Source organism: Nostoc sp. 'Peltigera membranacea cyanobiont' 210A (genome assembly GCF_002246015.1).
GTDB lineage: Bacteria > Cyanobacteriota > Cyanobacteriia > Cyanobacteriales > Nostocaceae > Nostoc.
Window position 1 is genome coordinate 373,894 of the sequence record NZ_NOLJ01000005.1, and the last position, 19,362, is coordinate 393,255.

Below are 19,362 nucleotides of genomic sequence, written 5' to 3' on the forward strand. Positions count from 1 at the left end.
AAATGATAAAACTCTTGTAAACACGGTATTATAGCTATCCCTTTAGGCTACGGTGGCTTACACAAGTACTCAAAATCTCATCGCTCAAAGCAACTTAACCGTTTTTATACGCAGATGAATATATTCTCTGCGTATTTTTGATGAAAAAAAGATTCATCCCAATGTATATTTCTGCATTATTTTGGGAATCATAAATCGAGGAAGCATGATAAACCGCAAAATATTACTTCCTGAAATATCACGTAACTTTTAGAGGATAATTATGTCTAAACGCAAGTTGCCCAAAGGCCGTAGTGTTAGTTCAGTTGCTATAGAACCAGAAGTTGCGATCGCAATTCTGGGGTTATTTTCCGCTGCGGCTGATGGTGAAGGTATTTCTTCCACAGAAGAATATGCTTTGAGTGAATTTCTCGGTCGGGTTGACTTATTTGAAGATTACTCTGAAGAAGACTTTGAAGAATTGACTGAAAAAGTCGTCAGCTTGATTGAAGAAGAAGAACCAGAAGATTTAATCGCCCAGTCTATCGAATCCTTACCCAATAAAGCTTATCGCGAAGCTGCATACATCACAGCTATCTTAGTAGTAGGGATTGACGAAGAAGTACCCGAAGCTGAACAAGATTATATCTCTGAACTTCAAGAAGCGTTAAATATTTCAGACGAACGCGCACAAGAACTTATAGACGCAGTGTTCGGAGAAGAAGAAGAGGAAGAAGAGGAAGAAGAGGAGTAAATTTTTTGACTTGCAACCTCAGTCATCTACCATCTTTAATTTGGGGTTGCTAATTTAGAATATGAAATAATTTTGTTTGGGTTAAGTTGTTCAGATTCCCAGCTTCATGAAGAAGTTGGGAATTTTACATTGTATCAAAATTAACATTTTTCAGAGAAAGGTAAAATATCCTTGAGCGATCGCCATTCAACTTTCACATCACGTTATCATCGGATATTGTGGAATTTCCGTGCGTAACTCGATAGCATCTATGACCGCCTCTCACTCCGAAACTCCATCTAACAAGCCCGATGCAAGTACTTTTATTTCTGACCATCTACAGGTGGATCGCAGTAAGCTAAGTCAAATGTACTTGCATTATGTCGAGACGAAGGATAAATATCCTCACGCGGTATTGCTGTATCGGGTAGGAGATTTCTTTGAATGCTATTTCCAAGATGCTGTCAAACTAGCGCAAGAATTGGAATTAGTTCTCACTAGTAAGCAAGCTGGAGAACAGGGACGGGTGGCGATGTCTGGTGTTCCGCATCACGCTTGGGAACGTTACGCGACGATGCTGGTAGAAAAAGGCTACGCGGTAGTAATTTGCGATCAAGTTGAAGATGCTTCTGAAGCTGCTGGGAGATTGGTACGGCGAGAAGTAACGCGCATTCTTACACCCGGCACTTTGCTAGAAGAAGGAATGCTCAAATCCAGTCGCAATAATTACTTAGCAGCAGTAGTAATTGCCGTAAATCATTGGGGTTTAGCCTATGCAGACATCTCTACAGGTGAATTTCTCACCACTCAAGGTAGCGATTTAGAACATTTGACCCAAGAATTAATGCGCCTGCAACCTTCAGAGGTGTTAGTTCCGACAAATGCGCCCGATTTGGGTAGTTTGCTGCGTCCGGGAGAAACTTCGCCACATCTGCCGGAGTGTTTGCCACCATCATTTTGTTATAGTTTGCGATCGCAGCTTCCCTTTTCCCAAGGCGAAGCTAGACCTAGATTATTGCAGAAATTTAAGGTGCGATCGCTCGAAGGACTTGGTTGCGATCATCTTCCCCTCGCCGTCCGTGCAGCAGGTGGTCTTCTAGAATACCTGGAAGATACTCAAAAAGAAAACCCTGTCACTCTTCAGAGACTCCGCAGCTATACTGTCACCGACTATCTAATTGTTGACAATCAAACCCGCCGTAACTTGGAAATTACCCAAACCGTTCGGGATGGCACTTTTCACGGTTCCCTACTTTGGGCGTTAGATAAAACTAGTACCGCGATGGGTGGGCGGGCTTTGCGGCGGTGGTTGTTGCAACCGCTACTTGATATTAAAGGCATTCGGGCGCGGCAAGATACCATCCAAGAATTGATGGAAAATACACCCCTGCGTCAAGATTTGCGGCATTTATTACGCCAAATTTATGATTTGGAACGTCTTACAGGAAGGGCGGGTTCTGGTACAGCGAATGCTAGAGATTTAGTAGCTTTGGCAGATTCCCTCTCACGCTTACCGGAATTATCCAACTTAGTAATTGAGACGCGTTCTCCTTTCCTGAAAGCTTTGCAGAAAGTCCCAAGTGTGTTGGAAGAATTGGCACAAAAGTTACACGCACATCTTGTAGAGTCGCCACCCATACTAATTAAAGAAGGCGGATTAATTCGCCCTAGTGTAAATCCCCTGTTGGATGAAAGGAAGGCGACTGTAGAAGCAGACCAGCAATGGATTGCCAACTTGGAAGTTGATGAGAGAGCTAAAACAGGAATTTCCACACTGAAGGTAGGATTTAACAAAACCTTTGGTTATTACATCAGTATTTCTCGCACCAAAGCCGACCAAGTACCCGCTAACTATATCCGCAAGCAAACCCTGACTAATGAGGAACGTTACATCACCCCTGATTTGAAGGAACGGGAAGCCCGGATTCTGACGGCGCGAGATGATTTAAATCAGTTGGAATATGAGATTTTTACGGCGTTGCGGGAAGAGGTAGCACAAGAGGCGGAAGTAATTCGCAATTTATCTCGCGCAGTGGCGGCGGCGGATGTGTTGTGTGGTTTGGCTGAGTTGGCGGTGCATCAAGGTTACTGTCGTCCCGAAATGTTGTCAGGAAGGGAGATAAACATTGTTGATGGGCGTCATCCAGTGGTGGAACAGTCTTTACCTGCGGGGTTCTTTGTGCCGAATTCGACGCAATTGGGAAGTGAGGAAACGAACCACAGAGGCGCAGAGGACGCAGAGGAGAAGGAGGAGAAGGAGGAGAGTTTTCCCGCACCTGACTTAATTATTCTGACCGGGCCAAACGCCAGTGGCAAAAGTTGTTATTTGCGTCAGGTGGGATTGATTCAATTAATGGCGCAAATTGGTAGTTTTGTACCAGCTAGGTTTGCCAGATTGGGAATATGCGATCGCATTTTCACCCGTGTCGGTGCAGTAGATGATTTAGCGACTGGTCAATCTACCTTCATGGTGGAAATGAATGAAACCGCAAATATTCTCAACCATGCCACATCTAGGTCGTTGGTACTATTAGATGAAATTGGTCGCGGGACAGCAACATTTGATGGTCTTTCCATCGCTTGGGCGGTGGCAGAATATATAGCAGTGGATATTCGATCGCGCACAATTTTCGCCACCCATTACCATGAATTGAATGAATTGGCTAGCATTATACCGAATGTGGCTAACTATCAGGTGACAGTGAAAGAATTACCCGACCAAATTATCTTTTTACACCAAGTTCAACAAGGAGGTGCTGATAAGTCTTATGGAATTGAAGCGGGAAGATTGGCAGGTTTACCAGCCGTAGTTATTCAACGTGCAAAACAAGTGATGGGGCAAATTGAAAAACACAGTAAGATTGCGATGGGACTGCAAAATCTTGATGGGTAAGCAAGTTCGTAGTAAGGACTTTAGTCCTTATTTTCTAAGCACTAAAGTGCTTACTACAAACCGAAATGTTAATTACTGCCGAAAAATTTCTACTTTTTGTAGCACCACTTCTTGATTCGGACGATCTCTAGTCGTAGGCACATTAGCGATCTTGTTGACTATATCTAGACCTTGGACAACTTCACCAAAAACACTGTGTTTGTTGTCAAGGTGAGGCGTTGGTGCTTCTGTAATGAACCATTGCGAACCATTAGTACCGCGTCCGGCATTAGCCATCGACAGGATACCTGCACCAGTGTGTCTCAATTCAGGATGAAACTCATCCTCAAATTGATATCCTGGGCCACCAGTACCCCATCGGTTGGCTGTATCTAGATAACGACTCAGAGGATCGCCACACTGAATCATAAAATCAGGGATAACCCGGTGAAAGCGAACCCCATCGTAAGCTGGAGTTCCCTTACCAGATTGACCCGTTTTAGGGTCTTTCCAGTCGATTGTTCCAGTTGCTAGACCGACAAAATTTTTGACGGTGTTGGGGGTTCGCTCTTCTTCCAAACGAACTACAATTTCACCCAAGGAAGTAATTAAACGAGCGTGCAGCTTACCATCACCGGGAATATTAATTTCTGGAAAATTCATGAGGTATCCTATTTTTACAAGTGCTAGTATTTGAACTATATAAGTTTATCAGCATTCAAGTTCCCGCCTTTAGACATGACAAAAAACCTGAAGGCAGGAAACTTAAGCCAACAAATATTTTACTCTGGCAAATTTATCGCTGGATTCCGGCTAAAGAATCCTCTAGGGACTAGCTTAAAGCCAACTTGATGAACAGGCATCACAGGCCAATCCTCCGATCGCGGAATATGAGTTACGCCCATTGTGTACCACAGTACGATATCTTCACCCAGCAAAGACTCATTGTCTGAGATGTATTTTGGCAAACCCTGTCCAGGTTGAGTTTGGTTGGGATAATCTCCCCCAGCATAAAGTTCACTAGGTTTATATTTTGTTACCCACACGTGATGAGTCGCAAATTCTGCCCTTTCCCGGATTTTTGAACCTTCCACAGGGAAAAATATCGAGTTTCCTTCAGGCATCAGCATATATCCAGGCGCAGCACCGAGAGGATTTTTTTTGTCTGCGCTAACAATCATCCACTCCCGACTGCTTTTCATATCCAAATCGCGCACAGCAGAGGTTTCTTTAGCTAGCGGAGTTTCTGAAAGTGCGATCGCATTTCCTAAAGGATTTTTCTCATTCATCGGCAAAGCTTTCACGTTCATTTCCATTACAGAATTAGCCTGACCATCGACATCGAAATCTAGGCGATAGTTGAAAAAGTGCTGATGATTTACTCCGAAGATATTCTTAGCAATTAGCCGACCATAGGAATCATCCTCAGATTGCTTTTGAGCAGCCGTTCCTTGCGCCAGTACGATACCCGTTAACTCATTTTGGACTTCCAAAGTCCCATCCTGGTGAAAGATCCAATTGATGCTGTAATCATAGTTGTCAATGGCTACCGTCATCTTCATCACTAATTCTCGACTGCGACGGACATCATTACGCCGAGTATTATACTCATAGTGTTTCCACAGCATTCCGCGATCGCGTTCGTAGATACCAATAACCCCTGGTATTTGATAAGGTTCTCCCTGCTCATTAGCAAATACAGCATTTAGCAACAAGCCATTTTCGGGAATTTCTTTACCTAATTCCATCGTATTTGCTAGTAAACCTAAGTTGTATTCCCCAACATCAAAGGCATTTCTGAACGACCAAGTAGGCTCAGGATTACCATAAGGTACTACCATCTCTGAGAGGCTAGCGCGGTATAAAACTGGTCGAATATTTTCCCCGTCATTGTGCGTCACTTGATAGAGCATTAATCCATTACGAGGATGCATTGAATAGCGAAACTTCCAACCTTGCCAGCTAATTTCATTGTCTTCGATCTGGAAACTTCTACCATTCGGTTGGAGAATCTTTAATGCTTTAAGTGGTGACAGCAATTTGCCCAAGGACTTTACATCGTAGTTCCAGTTTTCTTTAGAGAAAGGGACGTTTCCTCTATCAATAAAACTGGCAACTTTATCTGTGTTCAAATTCACTGTTGCTAAGACTCCCTCAATGGGACTACCGTAATAGTTCCAGCCTTTGCCTTTGTAGTAAGATAAGCCGCGACAAAGACGATTACCTGTTGCTTCTTCCTGCTGACTGAGGATTCCTGGAGACCACCAACTAATTTTGACCTGATCAAAATCGGTAATTCCCCGCCTTTGCATCGCTTTTTGCCATCGGGGATCGGCTTTGACAACTTGAGTTGCTAGTTCATATTCTGAATTAATGATCGCAGGTTGAACTGACGGTATTTCTTTCCAAGAACTTAAGGTTTTGCTTCTCAGGTCAACGATACCTTCAAAGGTTTTGTTATCTGAACGTTCATAGATTACCAAAAAAACTTTTCGCTGGAAGACTTTCCCAGGTGTAAAATTTATAACTTCCTCTTTATCTGGTTCTTGTAAAGCAATAAGAGGAAAAGCTGCCATTTCGCTCAATTTTTTTTCTCTTTCGATGACCGAAACAGCTGTGCTAATTTCTACCTCAGTTAGTGAAGTGAGAGGATGGGAAATCGAAGGCTGTTGAGCCGTCAATTTTTCCATTAATCCGATTGAGATAGAAATGACGGAAATGATCGCAATAGATAGCCATAAAAAACGCTTTAGCCGCTTAATCATCTTTTAGATTTTTACAAAAGACTTATAGTTATCTATTTCCAAACCTAAGATTGAAAACCGATAAATTAAAAGGCTAAAGCAAAATTAATTATAATAAAATAACCCCTTTCCGCTTGCGGGGCTACAGTGTACACACAAATCGAATTACCCCCCTTAATCCTCCCTTTACAAGGGGGGAAACAAGAAAGAAATCTAGAACCCTCCCCTTTATAAGGGGAGGGTTAGGGTGGGGTCGGGTTCCGGGTATTATGCTTAATTACCTGGACATTATCTTACGCAGAAACTAAACGGCGTAAAGATTCAGCACGACGTTTAGCAATAGGGTTATTTGGAGCCAATTTGAGTGCTTCTTCGTAACTTTGTAACGCCTGAGTCGTTAATTTTTTCTTTTCGTAGGCGTGACCGAGATTATTCAATCCTGTTACGTAGTCTGGTTTAGACTTGAGAGCTTCTTTGTACTGACGAATTGCTAAGTCATATTGCTCTTGGGTGAAATAAATATAGCCGAGTCCGTTGTAAATGGGGGCGATATCTTCTTCTCCCTCTTCTTGGGCAGCTTTGAGAGCTTTTTGAAGTAGCGCGATCGCTTGAGAGTACATTTTTTTCTCTGAATAAATACTGCCTAACTCATAATATTCTTGAGTCGTACCCTTTTCTTTCTCTAATTTCTTTCGCAATTTTGCAAAAGAGCCTTCAACCTTGCGAGTTTTGAAAATCTGGCGAAACACACTCACGGCTGCAATTGTGAGTATAACCACCAAAATTGAAAGATAAACAACGGCTAGACTGTTATCCATTACTGCAAATACAAATATTATAAAGTTTGTTATTTGTCATTAGTCATTTGTTATTCACTAATGACTAATGACCAATGACCAATTTACGGTAAACCCCAATATTGAGAGCGTTCCTGGAGCCAACCTTTTTCTAAATAACGAGCGATCGCGTGATTCACATTTCGTCTAAACTCATCGTACTGCAATCCCTTGGGCATTACTACACATAAGGGTTCAGTTGATAACTTAGTCGGCAGTAACCGATATTGAGGATATTGTTGCGCCCAACCGCTTAGAACACTAGCATCTGCGGCAAAGGCTACGGCGGCATTATTTTCTATTTTCTCTCGCGCTTCATTATAGGAATCTACTCCTACTAACTCGGCGTTTGGCAGATAGTACCGCACTTGAGCAATGGTACTGGAGTTGTTGAGTACGGCAATCTTTTGTTTTGACAAATCGCTCAACTGCTGCACAGAGGGATCTTTTGTAACTAATCTAGTGCCATCCAAATAGTAGGGAACACTGAAACTAACTATGCGGGCGCGTGACTCGGTTGCTGTGACTCTAGCGATCGCAAAATCAACTTTCTTGTCTAAAACTACAGACAGGCGATCGCGATTCGCTACAGGTTGAAATTTTACTGCTTCGGCTTTACCAACCAAGTCAGTTGCCAAACGCTTGGCCAAGTCAATTTCTAAGCCTTGCAAATTTCCGTTGGCATCTTTAAATCCCAAGGGACGCAAGTTATCTTTCACGGCAACATTTAAATAGCCCCGCTGCTGAATTTCTGACATTTCGGCAGCAGATGCAGTTAATCCTGTCCCTACTAGAGAAAAGCAAAAAAGCCAAAAGATAGTGGCGGATAATACCAGATGTAACCGAGTAATTGCTTGCCGTCTGTTACATCTGTTATACATCCCTCACCACCTTTATCCTTTAGCTTGAAGTGCCAATTCAGCAACTTTGCCGAAACTAGCTGGATCGAGGACTGCCAATTGCGCCAACATCTTACGATTTAGTTGGATATCAGCTTTTTTCAAGTTACCGATCAACTGGCTGTAACTCAAGCCGTGTTGCCTGGAAGCAGCGTTGATGCGAGCGATCCAAAGGCGACGAAAATCGCGCTTCTTCTTTTTGCGATCGCGGTAGGCACTCCGTAGCGCCTTCATCACTTGTTGGTTGGCAGTTCTAAACAGAGTTGAATGGGAACCGCGAAAACCTTTAGCTAGTTTGAGAATTTTATTGCGGCGTTTGCGAGCTACATTACCGCGTTTTACCCGAGTCATAACTTATTTCCTAAAATACTTACAAATATGGGAGCATCAAGCGCACGTTAAGTTCGTCGCGTTCGTGTACAAGCGCACTCTTACGCATACCACGTTTTTTGTCAGAGGATTTGTGTTCTAAAAGGTGGCTTTTGAACGCTTTACGACGGACGATTTTACCGCTACCGGTGGCACGGAATCGTTTTGCCGCGGCTTTACGAGTCTTTAGTTTAGGCATGGTCTAGCTTTGATTCGACACGATCCATTATTATATACTATTAAAATTGCTATAACTGCAATTAAATAAAGGATTTAGCCAACGGCGATCGCTGTAGATAAACTTAGCTTCACTTATGGATGAGGTCAAAATAGTTGAATATGACCCACGTTGGGCGATTTTGTTTGCAGAAGAAGCCGAGCGTATTTGGCAGGCACTAGGTAATGATCTAGTTCTGGAAATTGAACATATTGGTAGTACCGCAGTACTAGGAATGGCAGCCAAACCAGTTATTGACATCATGGTGAGAGTGCGTTCCTTAGTAGATGCAAAATCTGCTATTCCAGCTTTAGAATCTTTAGGATACGTTTATTAAAAAATAATCGCGCGATCGCTTGCTATACAAAAGCTCTAGAATTCATAAATTGCAAATGTTTTTGGAGAGTGACAGAAGAGAGTATAGTTTTGCGATCGCAGCTTGTAAACTTTGGTCTATCATTGTCCGCTATTAAACAGATACGTTCCTCCGTATTATCTCGTAACCTTTTTTAGAAATTAAATATGATTCCTATATATTTAATTTTGATTAAATTATTCTAAATAGACTCTAATTTAGTTTTTATTGTAATAAAAACTAAATTAATAGTTGTTAATTCACCTTACAGTTTATCTCTTAAAATATCAGTAAGTATAATTCTTGTGCTTTTGTATAATGAAATTTGACTTAAAATAGCTTCAACTTCTGTTTTAGCTTCTACGACAGCAGAATGCCTATATTCTTCATATTGTTCTCTTTCCCAAATTGGTTTTGCAGGGTCAGGATATCTATCTAAGTCATACGCATTTTCCATTTTAATGTCTGCTTGTTCACAAAGTCTATTAAGTTCATTCCCTACTTTATCTAATTCTTCAATTTCAAATTTCAGTCTCTCTAAAGACCAATTAAGATAATTAGAGGGAATTGGTTTAACTGTAGGTATAGACATGATTTTTACGTAGTTAATATGTAATTGAGGTTAGCTTTTATTAATTTCCAAGTCATCAGTGTTTTTACGATATGAAAAGTAAAAGCTAAGGATTCAGATAACGCTAACGAAATAGCGAAAACGCTAGAAAAACCTAAAACGCGATTTGGCGGCAAGTTTTCAGAGCAATCGCGAAGCTTATACCAATGGGAAAAATGACTATATCCGTGCTTTGATGGTCAAAGCACGGAATCAGGATATGGGAAAAAACCAAAGCCATTGATTATTTAACTTTTTTCAGTGGCGTTGGCTTTGGGATCTAAAATTATTTGCGAAGTGGATTTATTTACATGGTAAGTCCAAGATTGCTCTTTAACCTTGACAATCACTTCCCACCCTTCCACGGGGTCGTACTGCTGGGTGCAGACTTCGCCAAAGTTGAATTGGCAGAGATTTCCAAAGGTTTTTGGTGTAGTTTGAGTAATTTTTAAATCAGCAATTTCTACCCCAGAACGGCTTGAGGCATCGCTCAAAATTGCATCTGCGATCGCCTTCGGCAATGTTTGTAAAGTAATCACTTTCGGATCTAAAATTATTTGCTTTCCAGATTTATCTACATGGTAAGTCCACGAATCTTGGCGGACTTTGACAACTACTTCCCAGCCTTCAATGGGGTTGTATTCCCTAGTACAAACTTCTCCAAATTTGAACACACAGGGATTACCAAAGGTTTGCGATGTGACTTGGGTAATCTTTAATTCCCGTTTACGCAAGCCGGAATGCCTAGAAGCATCTCGTAAAATTTTATTAGCGATCGCTTTCGGCAACTCGTTTGCTTGGGATTGGGATACTTGAGTACCGTCTGGGTAAGGAATAGCACCAGCAGAATTGTTTTCAATGAGTCCGAATCCACAAGATAGCAAGCTTGTCAACACCAGCGTCAAGAAAATTCCTCTGGGTGACTGGAAGGTGCTTTTAATTACAGCAGATGCTTGGATGATTGATTTCATAATATATATTGATTGTTAAAAATTGAACGGATAATATCCCATACTTCTCGGTTAAGGGGAAAGGGAAAAGAAAAAAGCTTTAACCCAAACTCAGTAACCTTTCCCGAAAACCCAATTCCGAATTAAAGATGCCTAACCAAGAAGTATTGGGATAATATCGCAATTGAATCATAATTTGTTTGACCTTGCACTTTTAATTCAGTTTCCTTATAAAGAGTGGGCTACGGTGTACACACAAGTCTGAAATAGCTGATTAACTAAGGTTTTACCCCACCCCTTATACTTGTTTGCTCATTGCCGCTAAATTCACCACACATTCAGGAAATTGACGTTTTAATGCTGGAAACACCGGACAAGGCGCTTGTTCTTGTAAATTGTCCGGTTTACTCCAAGTAAAGGGGGCTTTCTGCGCCGCAGACATCCACAGCAGAAGCTTTGCTCGTGTCATGGCCACATAGAGTAAACGATACTCTTCAGATGTTTTCAAATTTTTTGCCACCTCCCATGCCTGACTAACATCCGGTATGACAGATTCTTCGTGGAGAGTAGCGCGAATTTGGGCGCGGGCTACTTCTGATAAGGTAAAATCGCCTAAAAATTGGCTTTGGGGAGGAACCCAAAATCTGCCAGGAATTAAGTTTTCGTGGAGAAAGGGAAGAAACACATAGTCCCAATCTAGCCCTTTAGCTTTGTGCATGGTGATAATCGTCAGTTGACCGCGACGGGTATAACGTTCTTCCGAATCCTCGGTTTCCACGGGTTCAAACCGTTCGGAACTAACGATTTCACTTAAAGCTGACAGCATTCCTCCCATCGAACTATTGCCAGCTATCTGCTGGTTTACCCGTTCTGCGAGTTTATCAGCAGTTGCCAATTCTGCCTGGTCATAATTTAAGGTCAAGGCGAGAAAGGAAATTAGCTGGTAAAGAGGCAATTCCAAACGAGCGCGAAGTAAATTGCGACACAATCGCGCAGCTTTTTGTACTGTTTCTGGCTGGGGTGCTGCTAGGGGGCCAGGATACAAAAACTCTTCTGGCAGACTAGCAAGGGCGTTGAGGTCTTGGGTAGGAATTAATTGGCGCTGGACTAATGCTTCTAGGGCGGCTTTGAGGTAATCAGGGGAGTGGGGGCGATCGCAAAATTGCAATAATGCCAAAATTTCTTGAGGGACATGAGAACGGCGATCGCGTTCTCCCACATCGTAAAGTGTAATTTTATGCTCTTTGCACAGAGGTGTTAGAGCTTCTGCTAACCATCGTCCTTGACGATTTTCTCGGACTAAAATCGCTGCACTATTTTTTGTTGGATCTTCACCAAATAACTCAATTACTCTTTGAGATAACAATTCAACAGTGTGATGAATATCGCGCGGTGTATAAAGTTCTAATCCTTGTCCTACGGGTGCGGGATTGGCATTAGCTTGCGGATCGCCAACTTCCACAGGGCGAATTGTCTGCAAGCGAAATGGTACTTGTCGGTTGTCAGGAATCTGTTGTTTGTTGTTAGTTTTGGTTGTTGCTAACCACTGATTATTGATCCATTTGAGGGCAAAGTTAGCGGCTTCAATGATAATTCTAGTACTGCGACCAGCTCGATCCATCGTTGCCAATCGTTCGATGCGATCGCACTCTTCGCAAAATTGCCGGAAATAAATCGGATCGGCTGGAGTAAAGGTAGAGTTAATCGCCTGGTTAGGGTCGCCAACTCGGACTAAATTGAGTGCTGAGTGCTGAGTGGGGAGTGAAGAATTATCTCGCTGATATTCCCGATTACTTGCCAAAATTTCTAATAGCTGCGTCTGAAGAGGGCTAGAATCTTGGGCTTCGTCTTCAAAGACGGCGAATATCTGGTTTTGCTCGATGTGACGGGCACTGTCGTTTTCTAAAACGCGCAGTGCGGCTAAAATCATATCGTCGTAATCTATAAAATCACGCGATCGCATCAAGTTTTGATATTGCTCGTACAATCCCGCCGCTACGCTCAAAATTGCATATTCATCTGTGGTTTGCTTACTCCACTCCCGCAACAATTCTGGCGATATCCCAGAACTTTTTGCTTCATGAATTACTGTATTAGCCAATTCTGGTAATACTTCTGTTCGCAGCACCGATTGACGACGCAGCCTTTCTGTCTCTTCTCCATCAAATTGATGACCTTCCAATAACCGCAAATATACATCTGGATTATTTACAATCCATTGTTCTACAGCAGTTCTGATAAAACGGTGACTTTGGGTTGGCGTAATTAATATGACATTTTCTAACTGCAAACCCGACAAATCAGAATGGCGGTTGGCAATGTTCAACGCTAGACCATGTAGGGTATAGACAAAAAATCCTGTCTGAGGTAAAGATAAATCATCTCTTAAAAATTTACGAATCTTCGCTTTAATATTGGCAGCAGCGGAGCGAGTAAAAGTAACGACTACCAACTGACGGCGAGAAGATGAACGCTCATATTGACGGGCGATCGCGATCGCTGCCGCCGCCGCCATCCCAGTAGATTTGCCTGCACCAGGAACGGCTGAAATAGCCAAAGGCCCAGATTGCCAATCAGCCATTTGCTGCTGTCCAGGGCGGAGACTGTTGCGGATTGCGAGAATCTTTTCCTGCAAAGAAGGAATAGGCGATCGCTCAGACAATTCTGAGTCAAGTAATTCTTGAACAACAGGAGCAGTAAATTTAGAGTCGGACATTATCAAATTATATATTTTAAATAGATATTGAATTTAATTCCCAAACCACAGATATGAATAATCTTCGGTGATTCTAATACCAAATTATTAAATAAATTACTCCACTGTTTTTGCCCTAATTATTCTAGAACACGAGCTATATCAGAAATATTATGTCAATCCCCTGACTGAAGATATAGCGTTTCCTAAGCAACTGAGGTACACCCAAATCTTTGTGAGCAAGGTTAGTAGCTTTGAAAACGTACCTCACCAGATCGGGAACCGCTATATAACGCTTGGTCTTAGCTTCAAAAACCATAAACTGCGTAGCTTGCTTATCTAGTAATGGTATCAAGACAAACCCAACAAATGACCAAAAATGTTGGATTTAGTTCTTGAACCCAACCTCCGATTTTCATTAACTCAACCGTGTTGATATTTTTGCTCCAGTTAGTTTAATCTTCAACACTCCCACACCTTTTGGCGTGGGAGTGTTACGCAGTTAGCTCGTCTAAAATTGAATTTATTCGTCAATCTGCCATGAATCTTTAGTTAATTCTTCATCCAGAATTTTCTTAGGACGCACAATGATAATAATTTGTCCTAGTAGAGGAATTTCTGGCTCAGTTTCAAACCATTGAAAATCTAATTCACCACCATTTTCAACGACAAAATAGCTGGAGGCATCCCATTCTCGTTGGGCACGATCTATCACTACTACAACTGGCCCTATTTGGCTTTGGGTTTGGATGGGGAAGCGATCGCTATTCGCTAAAATCACCACTGGATCTTCTGCCGCCAATAGCACTTGCCAACCTGGTAAGGGTATCCAAGCTTGTTCTCCAGAAAACTTGACCATCCGAAATGGTTCGATTTCTGTCAGTATGGGCACAGCTTGCAAGTCTTGGCGTGATAATGGCAACTCGCCTACCACGGGCAAAATTCGGGGTAACTGTTCTTCAAATTCCAGGCGGTAAAACGGTAAAATTGGCGCTGGACGCTGGGGAACGGTAGTAAAATCAGTCAGTAACTGTTCGATTTTTTGCCTTGCACCCGGCGTATGAGCAAAACGCAAACCTTTGGCGATTAGGCGCGATCGCTGTTGTAAATCTGCATTTTGGCGTGCCAGTTTCCAAACTTGGTGAGCAACAGCATCCCCAGGATGGGCAGAAAACCCTTCTGGTAAAGTGCGGAAATAGGAGAACTCTTTCAGGGCTTTTGCTATATCCCGTGCCTCATCAGCATCAACCTTGTGGACAAAGATTAGTTCGGCGGCGGCGGCGCGTTCTTCTTGAGTAAGTAAACGTAGCTCGTACAAAACATCGCTGCCGCGTGTAGTATAGTGCGATTGCGTTTCTGCCGATACTCCAAACTTTTCCAAAGAATTGTAAACTTGAGAACCAACAACCACCTGGTTTTGTTGAATCGGCTCAAATCCAGTCGCCTCAAAAATTTCTTGGGGGTTGTAACCGATTTTTAGCAACGAGGCGATCGCGGTTCCCCATTCCACCCAGTTGCCTTGTTTTTGCCTCAGCTTTCGGAGTAACTCTTGTGCTACATCATTGTTAGCATTGTCTTCGGGATTCTGAGTGTTGGGTGGTAAATCAGTCATAATCGGAGTGCAAGCTTCAACTTGAGAGGTCAATTAACACCTCATGAGCAAGTATTATTCTAATCTATACCCAGACCTACACCTCATCCACGATTAAAACTGCCATAGTTTTGCTGATTTAGTTAGTTTTTATAGCGCAACATTTTTTAATTCAGATATTTGGGCAGACAAATTTCCTCTGTAGCGCTCACTATTAGCGTTCTCAAATATGCAAAATAACTCCGTATAAACCCTTGGCGCTCTTCGGCTATTCTCAACTAAACTTGGTATGGAATATAACAAGAGAGTGAATATTTAAAGGAAAATCTTATGGATAAACCCAATCTCGAAATTGATAAAGTCCAATCTCAAGTTATGACTCTCGAACGACCAAAAAAGCTGAAAATCCTAGTAGTTGACGATGAGCCAGATAATCTCGATTTACTTTATCGCACATTTCGACGTGACTTTAATGTTCTGAAAGCTGATAGTGGGGTGAACGCTCTACAAGTTTTGGCAACAGAAGGGGAGGTAGCCGTGATTATCTCCGATCAACGGATGCCAGAAATGAAAGGGACTGAGTTTCTCAGTAAGACTGTACCTCAGTTTCCCGATACAGTAAGAATAATTCTCACTGGATTTACTGATATAGAAGACTTGGTAGAAGCAATTAATGCTGGGCAAGTCTACAAATATATCACCAAGCCTTGGGACCCAGGAGAACTGAAGGCAGTGGTGCAAAGAGCAGCCGAAACCTACGACTTGCTCAAGCAACGTACAGAAGAATTACGCCGTGCTCATGCTCAAATGGCGCTGCTGAGTGTTTTAGTACAGGTAACTCAAGCCGCTTCTAGCTTAGAAGAAACTCTCGCTCCCATTGCTAGGGCTGTGAGTGAAACTTTTGGGGCAGACGGCTGTATTTTACAACTTACAGATGGAAATACTCTGGTTGCAACTCAAGGAACTTACAGCGATATAGGTACAATAGAAAATTGGCTATCTCTTGACCCACTAACCAGGGAAGCGATCGCTACGGGAAAAATGCAAGTTTCCTTAAATGTGCTTAAAGACACTAAATTAGTTGATGCGATTCACTACCAAAATACGGGTGTGCAAGCACATTTAGTCATCCCAATTAGCTACCGCAATCAACTTTTGGGTGTATTGTCGCTCCAGTGGAAACAACCTTGCACCTTGCGAGAAGATGAATTGGTGCTAATTAATTTATCAGCGCAACTGGTAGCGATCGCTTTGACTAGTAGTCGCTCTCATTAAGGTATTGTGTAGTTGTCATTAGTCATTTGTCCTTTATCCTTGGCAAATGACGAATGACTAATGACCAATGACTTATTGACCAATGACTAACGAAATTCAGTCCATTTTTAACCGTATTGCTCCAGTTTATGACCAGTTGAACGATTGGTTGAGTCTGGGACAGCATCGAATCTGGAAGGAAATGGCCGTAAAATGGAGTGCAGCTAAACCAGGAGATACTGCATTAGATTTATGTTGCGGTAGTGGTGATTTAGCTTTACGTTTGGCACGGCGTATCGGAGCAACAGGACAGGTGTATGGAGTGGATTTTTCCCAAAACCTGCTAGAAAACGCTAAAGAACGCTCACGTTGGCAGTACCCGCAACCTGCTATCACCTGGGTAGAAGCTGATGTCCTCAATTTACCCTTTGACAATAACCAATTTGATGCCGCAACAATGGGCTATGGTTTAAGAAATGTTAAAGATATTCCCCGCAGTCTCCAAGAGCTACACCGGGTTTTGAAGCCGGGAGCTAAAGCCGCAATTTTAGACTTTCATCGACCGAGTAATCCTCAGCTACGCGCCTTTCAGCAGTTGTATCTGGACAGTTTTGTAGTGCCAGTTGCCAGTTATTTAGGCTTAAAAGAAGAATATGCTTACATCAGTCCCAGCTTAGATCGCTTTCCCATTGGCAAAGAGCAAATAGAGTTAGCTCATCAAGTTGGTTTTGCAGTTGCCACACACTACCCCATTGCGAACGGTATGATGGGAGTGCTAGTGCTTAGTAAGTTAGGAGTTATTAGTTAAAAGTTATGAATTATGAGTAGTGATAAATTCTCATTTAAAATTTATCATTCCTAACTCCTAACTCTTGTACAGACGCGATTAATCGCATTTGTAGAGACGCGATTAATCGCGTCTCTACTCCTAACTCTAAGCTCTAACCTCCTAACTTTTTAAATTCTTCCCTTGGACTGGTCTCATCTTTGGCTTTATGTGTCTCCCCCGGTACTGGGTGGAATTATTGGCTATTTCACAAATGATATAGCCATCAAAATGTTGTTCCGTCCTTACCGAGCAATTTATATCGCTGGACGAAGAGTACCCTTCACCCCTGGATTGATTCCCCGCAACCAGGAACGTTTGGCTTTAAACATTTCTAAGACAATCATGGGGTCACTTTTGACACCGCAAGAATTGCAAAATCTGGCGCGGCGTTTGTTGCAAACAGAACGCGTGCAATCAGCAATTCTTTGGTTGTTGCGGTTAGCAATTGAACAAATCAAAACAGATAAAAACGAGAAAAGTACCAAAATTGTAGCTGGAATTTTGCGGGATTTACTAGGGGAATCTTTGCCACGATTGCTTAAAGTTTTAGCGCGGCGTGAAGATTTTTTGGAAGCGCAGATCAATCAAATTTTTGACCAGATATTGCTGGAATTTCAACTGAGTGAAGAACAAGCTACGCGGCTTGCTGATTGGTTGTTGCAAATAGTTTTACCGCCGGATCTGCTCCGCCAAACGATAGTTGATTTTTTGACCGATCGCACCATTCAAATTATCGATGAAGGCTTCCGCGAAAAAACCAGTGGGACTTATTGGGTAGTAGCAAATTTATTTGGCTTACGTAATACTCTTACACGCCTACGAACTTTTTGTTTGGATGAAAAGGAGGCTGCTAATAGTCGCTTGCAGGAATTGACTCAAGATTTGCAGATCCGCGATCGCATTCGGAAATTGCTGCAAAATTTATCATTACAAAACTTGCCAATGGGTACGGTTCGTCAACTCCGAAAAACCACCCGCGAAAGTGTCCGCCATTACCTGCAAAATAGTGGCAGCGATTTTTTACAAGGATTAACTGATTCTGTTGATTGGGAAAATATTGCTGTCGTGCTGCTGAATCGTGTTAGTGCTTCACCAGTTGTCAGTACTTCTTTAGAAGTCATGAGTCAAGAGTTGGCTCTAATTTTAGAGAAGTATTTGGAAAAAGATTTAGAAGCAATTGTGGCACAGGCGATTCCAATTTTATCGATAGATGAAGTGATAGTTGACCGTGTAAAATCAACTTCACCGGCTGATTTGGAAGCTGCCATTGAAGGAATTGTGAAAAATGAATTGCAGGCAATTGTGACTTTAGGTGGTGTTTTAGGTTTTGTTATCGGGTTATTGCAGACGGTATTTTTAATATTAAGTCAATATTAATTGTTTCTTTGTAACTGTAAATTTTTGTCAAATTATAGTTGCAATTTCGTCAAATTATGAAGTGAGGGGAATTGAGCGATGTCTACGACGGGCTACGCCTACGCCTTTTGAGAAGGGATGTGAGTAAAAAGCGTAGCCGTAGCCCGTCATAGACATCGCTCTTGTTTTTATTCAGAGTCACTCAGATTCATCCATAGGGTAATAATTACAAATTATGTTGATCTATCTTCTATCTCTGTTTGCAACAACTGTACATCTTCAATTGATAACCCAGTCAATTTTATCACTTCCTGCAAAGGCATTTGGCTTTTGAGGAGATTCACTGCAACTTGCCGAATTCCTTCTTGTAAACCTTCGGCTCTACCTTTTGCCTGAGCTTCAGCCTCAATCTCTTGATAAATTACAGATTCGCGCATATTGTCTCTCCGTAATACTCTTTGAATTAACCCTTTCTCTAATACTAGACCAGCTAGAATTGCTGTGGCAGCTGCGACATTATTCTGCAACCGTTGGTCAGGAATCTTGATAATTTCCTGTGCTACTTGCTGTAATGTAGTTTCACGGTCATCTGTCCCACCCAACACCGCGAATGGAAATAAACCTGGATAGCGCAAAAATACTTCTGTTGGCTGTTCCCACAGTCGAACCACCTCAAACTCGTGGCGAGTGCCAGCAATGGTAAAAGTATTTTGTTGCACGAGTTCTGAGCTTGTTTCTTTAAGATAGATCACCACTTGATGCATCTGCTTTTGGGGAAAGCGGCGATACACTCGCAAGCGATAATCAATCATCCGAAATGGGATATTAGCATCGGGTTGAGTCTGAAACTCTAGGTGAAGCACTAGTTCTGCCGATTCCAATAAAATTAGTGCATCGGCTCGAATGGGTTCTAGCGAAAGTTCAGAAAGACTTAACTCGGTGAGAGAAATGGGTTCTCCTAACAGCCAAGTGGCAAAGTCGGTAGAAAAGTTTTCGGCAAGGAATTTGCAGATGTTATCAAACATCCAAAAATCCTACCACTCCAAAGCTTTAAACTGGGTCGTAGTCACTAA

At 42.2% G+C, this 19,362-nt stretch carries 17 protein-coding genes; 6 read left to right on the top strand and 11 right to left on the bottom strand.

Translation table 11 applies throughout. From position 1 onward, the window contains the following. Positions 1-262 precede the first annotated feature (262 nt). Together CDG76_RS17735 and mutS are read left to right on the top strand one after the other, a co-directional pair. Positions 263-733, top strand: a complete 471-nt coding sequence (locus CDG76_RS17735) for a tellurite resistance TerB family protein (RefSeq protein WP_094350277.1) — start codon at positions 263-265, stop codon at positions 731-733. Positions 734-983: 250 nt separating this feature from the next. Beyond that, complete coding sequence (mutS, locus tag CDG76_RS17740; protein WP_094350278.1) at positions 984-3,605, top strand: DNA mismatch repair protein MutS; 2,622 nt, start codon at positions 984-986, stop codon at positions 3,603-3,605. Between the two features lie 72 nt (positions 3,606-3,677). On the opposite strand, the gene CDG76_RS17745 is transcribed toward mutS, so the two are convergent. The 6 genes from CDG76_RS17745 to rpmI all read right to left on the bottom strand — a co-directional run bounded on the left by CDG76_RS17745 (position 3,678) and on the right by rpmI (position 8,631). After that, complete coding sequence (locus tag CDG76_RS17745; RefSeq protein ID WP_094350279.1) at positions 3,678-4,247, bottom strand: peptidylprolyl isomerase; 570 nt, start codon at positions 4,245-4,247, stop codon at positions 3,678-3,680. A gap of 119 nt (positions 4,248-4,366) precedes the next feature. Further along, entirely contained in the window at positions 4,367-6,349 is a 1,983-nt protein-coding gene (locus CDG76_RS17750) for a primary-amine oxidase (protein WP_094350280.1), read from the bottom strand. A gap of 272 nt (positions 6,350-6,621) precedes the next feature. Next, positions 6,622-7,146: a tetratricopeptide repeat protein gene (locus tag CDG76_RS17755; protein WP_094350281.1), complete on the bottom strand. Its 525-nt coding sequence runs from the start codon at positions 7,144-7,146 to the stop codon at positions 6,622-6,624. Positions 7,147-7,229: 83 nt separating this feature from the next. Further along, on the bottom strand, positions 7,230-8,045 hold the full coding sequence (locus tag CDG76_RS17760) for a transporter substrate-binding domain-containing protein (RefSeq protein ID WP_094350282.1): 816 nt from the start codon (positions 8,043-8,045) through the stop codon (positions 7,230-7,232). 12 nt (positions 8,046-8,057) lie between these two features. Then, entirely contained in the window at positions 8,058-8,414 is a 357-nt protein-coding gene (rplT, locus tag CDG76_RS17765) for a 50S ribosomal protein L20 (RefSeq protein ID WP_094350283.1), read from the bottom strand. Positions 8,415-8,433: 19 nt separating this feature from the next. Beyond that, positions 8,434-8,631: a 50S ribosomal protein L35 gene (gene rpmI / locus CDG76_RS17770; RefSeq protein ID WP_094350284.1), complete on the bottom strand. Its 198-nt coding sequence runs from the start codon at positions 8,629-8,631 to the stop codon at positions 8,434-8,436. A 115-nt stretch (positions 8,632-8,746) separates the two neighbouring features. Here rpmI and CDG76_RS17775 point away from each other — a divergent pair, with 115 nt between their 5' ends. Then, positions 8,747-8,986, top strand: coding sequence for a GrpB family protein (locus CDG76_RS17775; RefSeq protein WP_094350285.1), 240 nt, complete (start codon positions 8,747-8,749; stop codon positions 8,984-8,986). Between the two features lie 283 nt (positions 8,987-9,269). On the opposite strand, the gene CDG76_RS17780 is transcribed toward CDG76_RS17775, so the two are convergent. From CDG76_RS17780 to CDG76_RS17795, 4 genes are all read right to left on the bottom strand, one after another. Continuing rightward, the gene (locus tag CDG76_RS17780) at positions 9,270-9,596 is read right to left on the bottom strand and encodes a hypothetical protein (protein ID WP_094350286.1); all 327 of its coding nucleotides are present in this window, start codon (positions 9,594-9,596) and stop codon (positions 9,270-9,272) included. 266 nt (positions 9,597-9,862) lie between these two features. Next, the gene (locus CDG76_RS17785) at positions 9,863-10,585 is read right to left on the bottom strand and encodes a hypothetical protein (RefSeq protein ID WP_094350287.1); all 723 of its coding nucleotides are present in this window, start codon (positions 10,583-10,585) and stop codon (positions 9,863-9,865) included. Positions 10,586-10,862: 277 nt separating this feature from the next. After that, positions 10,863-13,280, bottom strand: coding sequence for an ATP-dependent helicase (locus CDG76_RS17790; protein ID WP_094350288.1), 2,418 nt, complete (start codon positions 13,278-13,280; stop codon positions 10,863-10,865). 502 nt (positions 13,281-13,782) lie between these two features. After that, positions 13,783-14,871, bottom strand: a complete 1,089-nt coding sequence (locus CDG76_RS17795; protein ID WP_094350289.1) for a RuBisCO accumulation factor 1 — start codon at positions 14,869-14,871, stop codon at positions 13,783-13,785. A 309-nt stretch (positions 14,872-15,180) separates the two neighbouring features. On the opposite strand from CDG76_RS17795, the gene CDG76_RS17800 reads away from it, so the two are divergent. The 3 genes from CDG76_RS17800 to CDG76_RS17810 all read left to right on the top strand — a co-directional run bounded on the left by CDG76_RS17800 (position 15,181) and on the right by CDG76_RS17810 (position 18,310). Further along, the gene (locus tag CDG76_RS17800) at positions 15,181-16,125 is read left to right on the top strand and encodes a response regulator (RefSeq protein WP_094350290.1); all 945 of its coding nucleotides are present in this window, start codon (positions 15,181-15,183) and stop codon (positions 16,123-16,125) included. Between the two features lie 82 nt (positions 16,126-16,207). Next, positions 16,208-16,912, top strand: coding sequence for a bifunctional demethylmenaquinone methyltransferase/2-methoxy-6-polyprenyl-1,4-benzoquinol methylase UbiE (ubiE, locus tag CDG76_RS17805; RefSeq protein ID WP_094350291.1), 705 nt, complete (start codon positions 16,208-16,210; stop codon positions 16,910-16,912). A 162-nt stretch (positions 16,913-17,074) separates the two neighbouring features. Next, the gene (locus CDG76_RS17810) at positions 17,075-18,310 is read left to right on the top strand and encodes a DUF445 domain-containing protein (RefSeq protein WP_094350292.1); all 1,236 of its coding nucleotides are present in this window, start codon (positions 17,075-17,077) and stop codon (positions 18,308-18,310) included. A gap of 212 nt (positions 18,311-18,522) precedes the next feature. Here the strand turns inward: CDG76_RS17810 and CDG76_RS17815 are convergent, their stop codons facing one another. Then, the gene (locus CDG76_RS17815; RefSeq protein WP_094350293.1) at positions 18,523-19,314 is read right to left on the bottom strand and encodes an Rpn family recombination-promoting nuclease/putative transposase; all 792 of its coding nucleotides are present in this window, start codon (positions 19,312-19,314) and stop codon (positions 18,523-18,525) included. Between the last annotated feature and the right edge of the window lie 48 nt (positions 19,315-19,362).

Coding starts and splice junctions, on each gene's coding strand:
- CDG76_RS17785 (WP_094350287.1), bottom strand. CDS start 10,585: ATGAAATCAATCATCCAAGCATCTGCTGTAATTAAAAGCACCTTCCAG.
- mutS (WP_094350278.1), top strand. CDS start 984: ATGACCGCCTCTCACTCCGAAACTCCATCTAACAAGCCCGATGCAAGT.
- CDG76_RS17790 (WP_094350288.1), bottom strand. CDS start 13,280: ATGTCCGACTCTAAATTTACTGCTCCTGTTGTTCAAGAATTACTTGAC.
- CDG76_RS17750 (WP_094350280.1), bottom strand. CDS start 6,349: ATGATTAAGCGGCTAAAGCGTTTTTTATGGCTATCTATTGCGATCATT.
- rpmI (WP_094350284.1), bottom strand. CDS start 8,631: ATGCCTAAACTAAAGACTCGTAAAGCCGCGGCAAAACGATTCCGTGCC.
- CDG76_RS17755 (WP_094350281.1), bottom strand. CDS start 7,146: ATGGATAACAGTCTAGCCGTTGTTTATCTTTCAATTTTGGTGGTTATA.
- CDG76_RS17775 (WP_094350285.1), top strand. CDS start 8,747: ATGGATGAGGTCAAAATAGTTGAATATGACCCACGTTGGGCGATTTTG.
- CDG76_RS17795 (WP_094350289.1), bottom strand. CDS start 14,871: ATGACTGATTTACCACCCAACACTCAGAATCCCGAAGACAATGCTAAC.
- CDG76_RS17780 (WP_094350286.1), bottom strand. CDS start 9,596: ATGTCTATACCTACAGTTAAACCAATTCCCTCTAATTATCTTAATTGG.
- CDG76_RS17735 (WP_094350277.1), top strand. CDS start 263: ATGTCTAAACGCAAGTTGCCCAAAGGCCGTAGTGTTAGTTCAGTTGCT.
- CDG76_RS17760 (WP_094350282.1), bottom strand. CDS start 8,045: ATGTATAACAGATGTAACAGACGGCAAGCAATTACTCGGTTACATCTG.
- CDG76_RS17745 (WP_094350279.1), bottom strand. CDS start 4,247: ATGAATTTTCCAGAAATTAATATTCCCGGTGATGGTAAGCTGCACGCT.
- CDG76_RS17800 (WP_094350290.1), top strand. CDS start 15,181: ATGGATAAACCCAATCTCGAAATTGATAAAGTCCAATCTCAAGTTATG.
- CDG76_RS17815 (WP_094350293.1), bottom strand. CDS start 19,314: ATGTTTGATAACATCTGCAAATTCCTTGCCGAAAACTTTTCTACCGAC.
- ubiE (WP_094350291.1), top strand. CDS start 16,208: ATGACTAACGAAATTCAGTCCATTTTTAACCGTATTGCTCCAGTTTAT.
- rplT (WP_094350283.1), bottom strand. CDS start 8,414: ATGACTCGGGTAAAACGCGGTAATGTAGCTCGCAAACGCCGCAATAAA.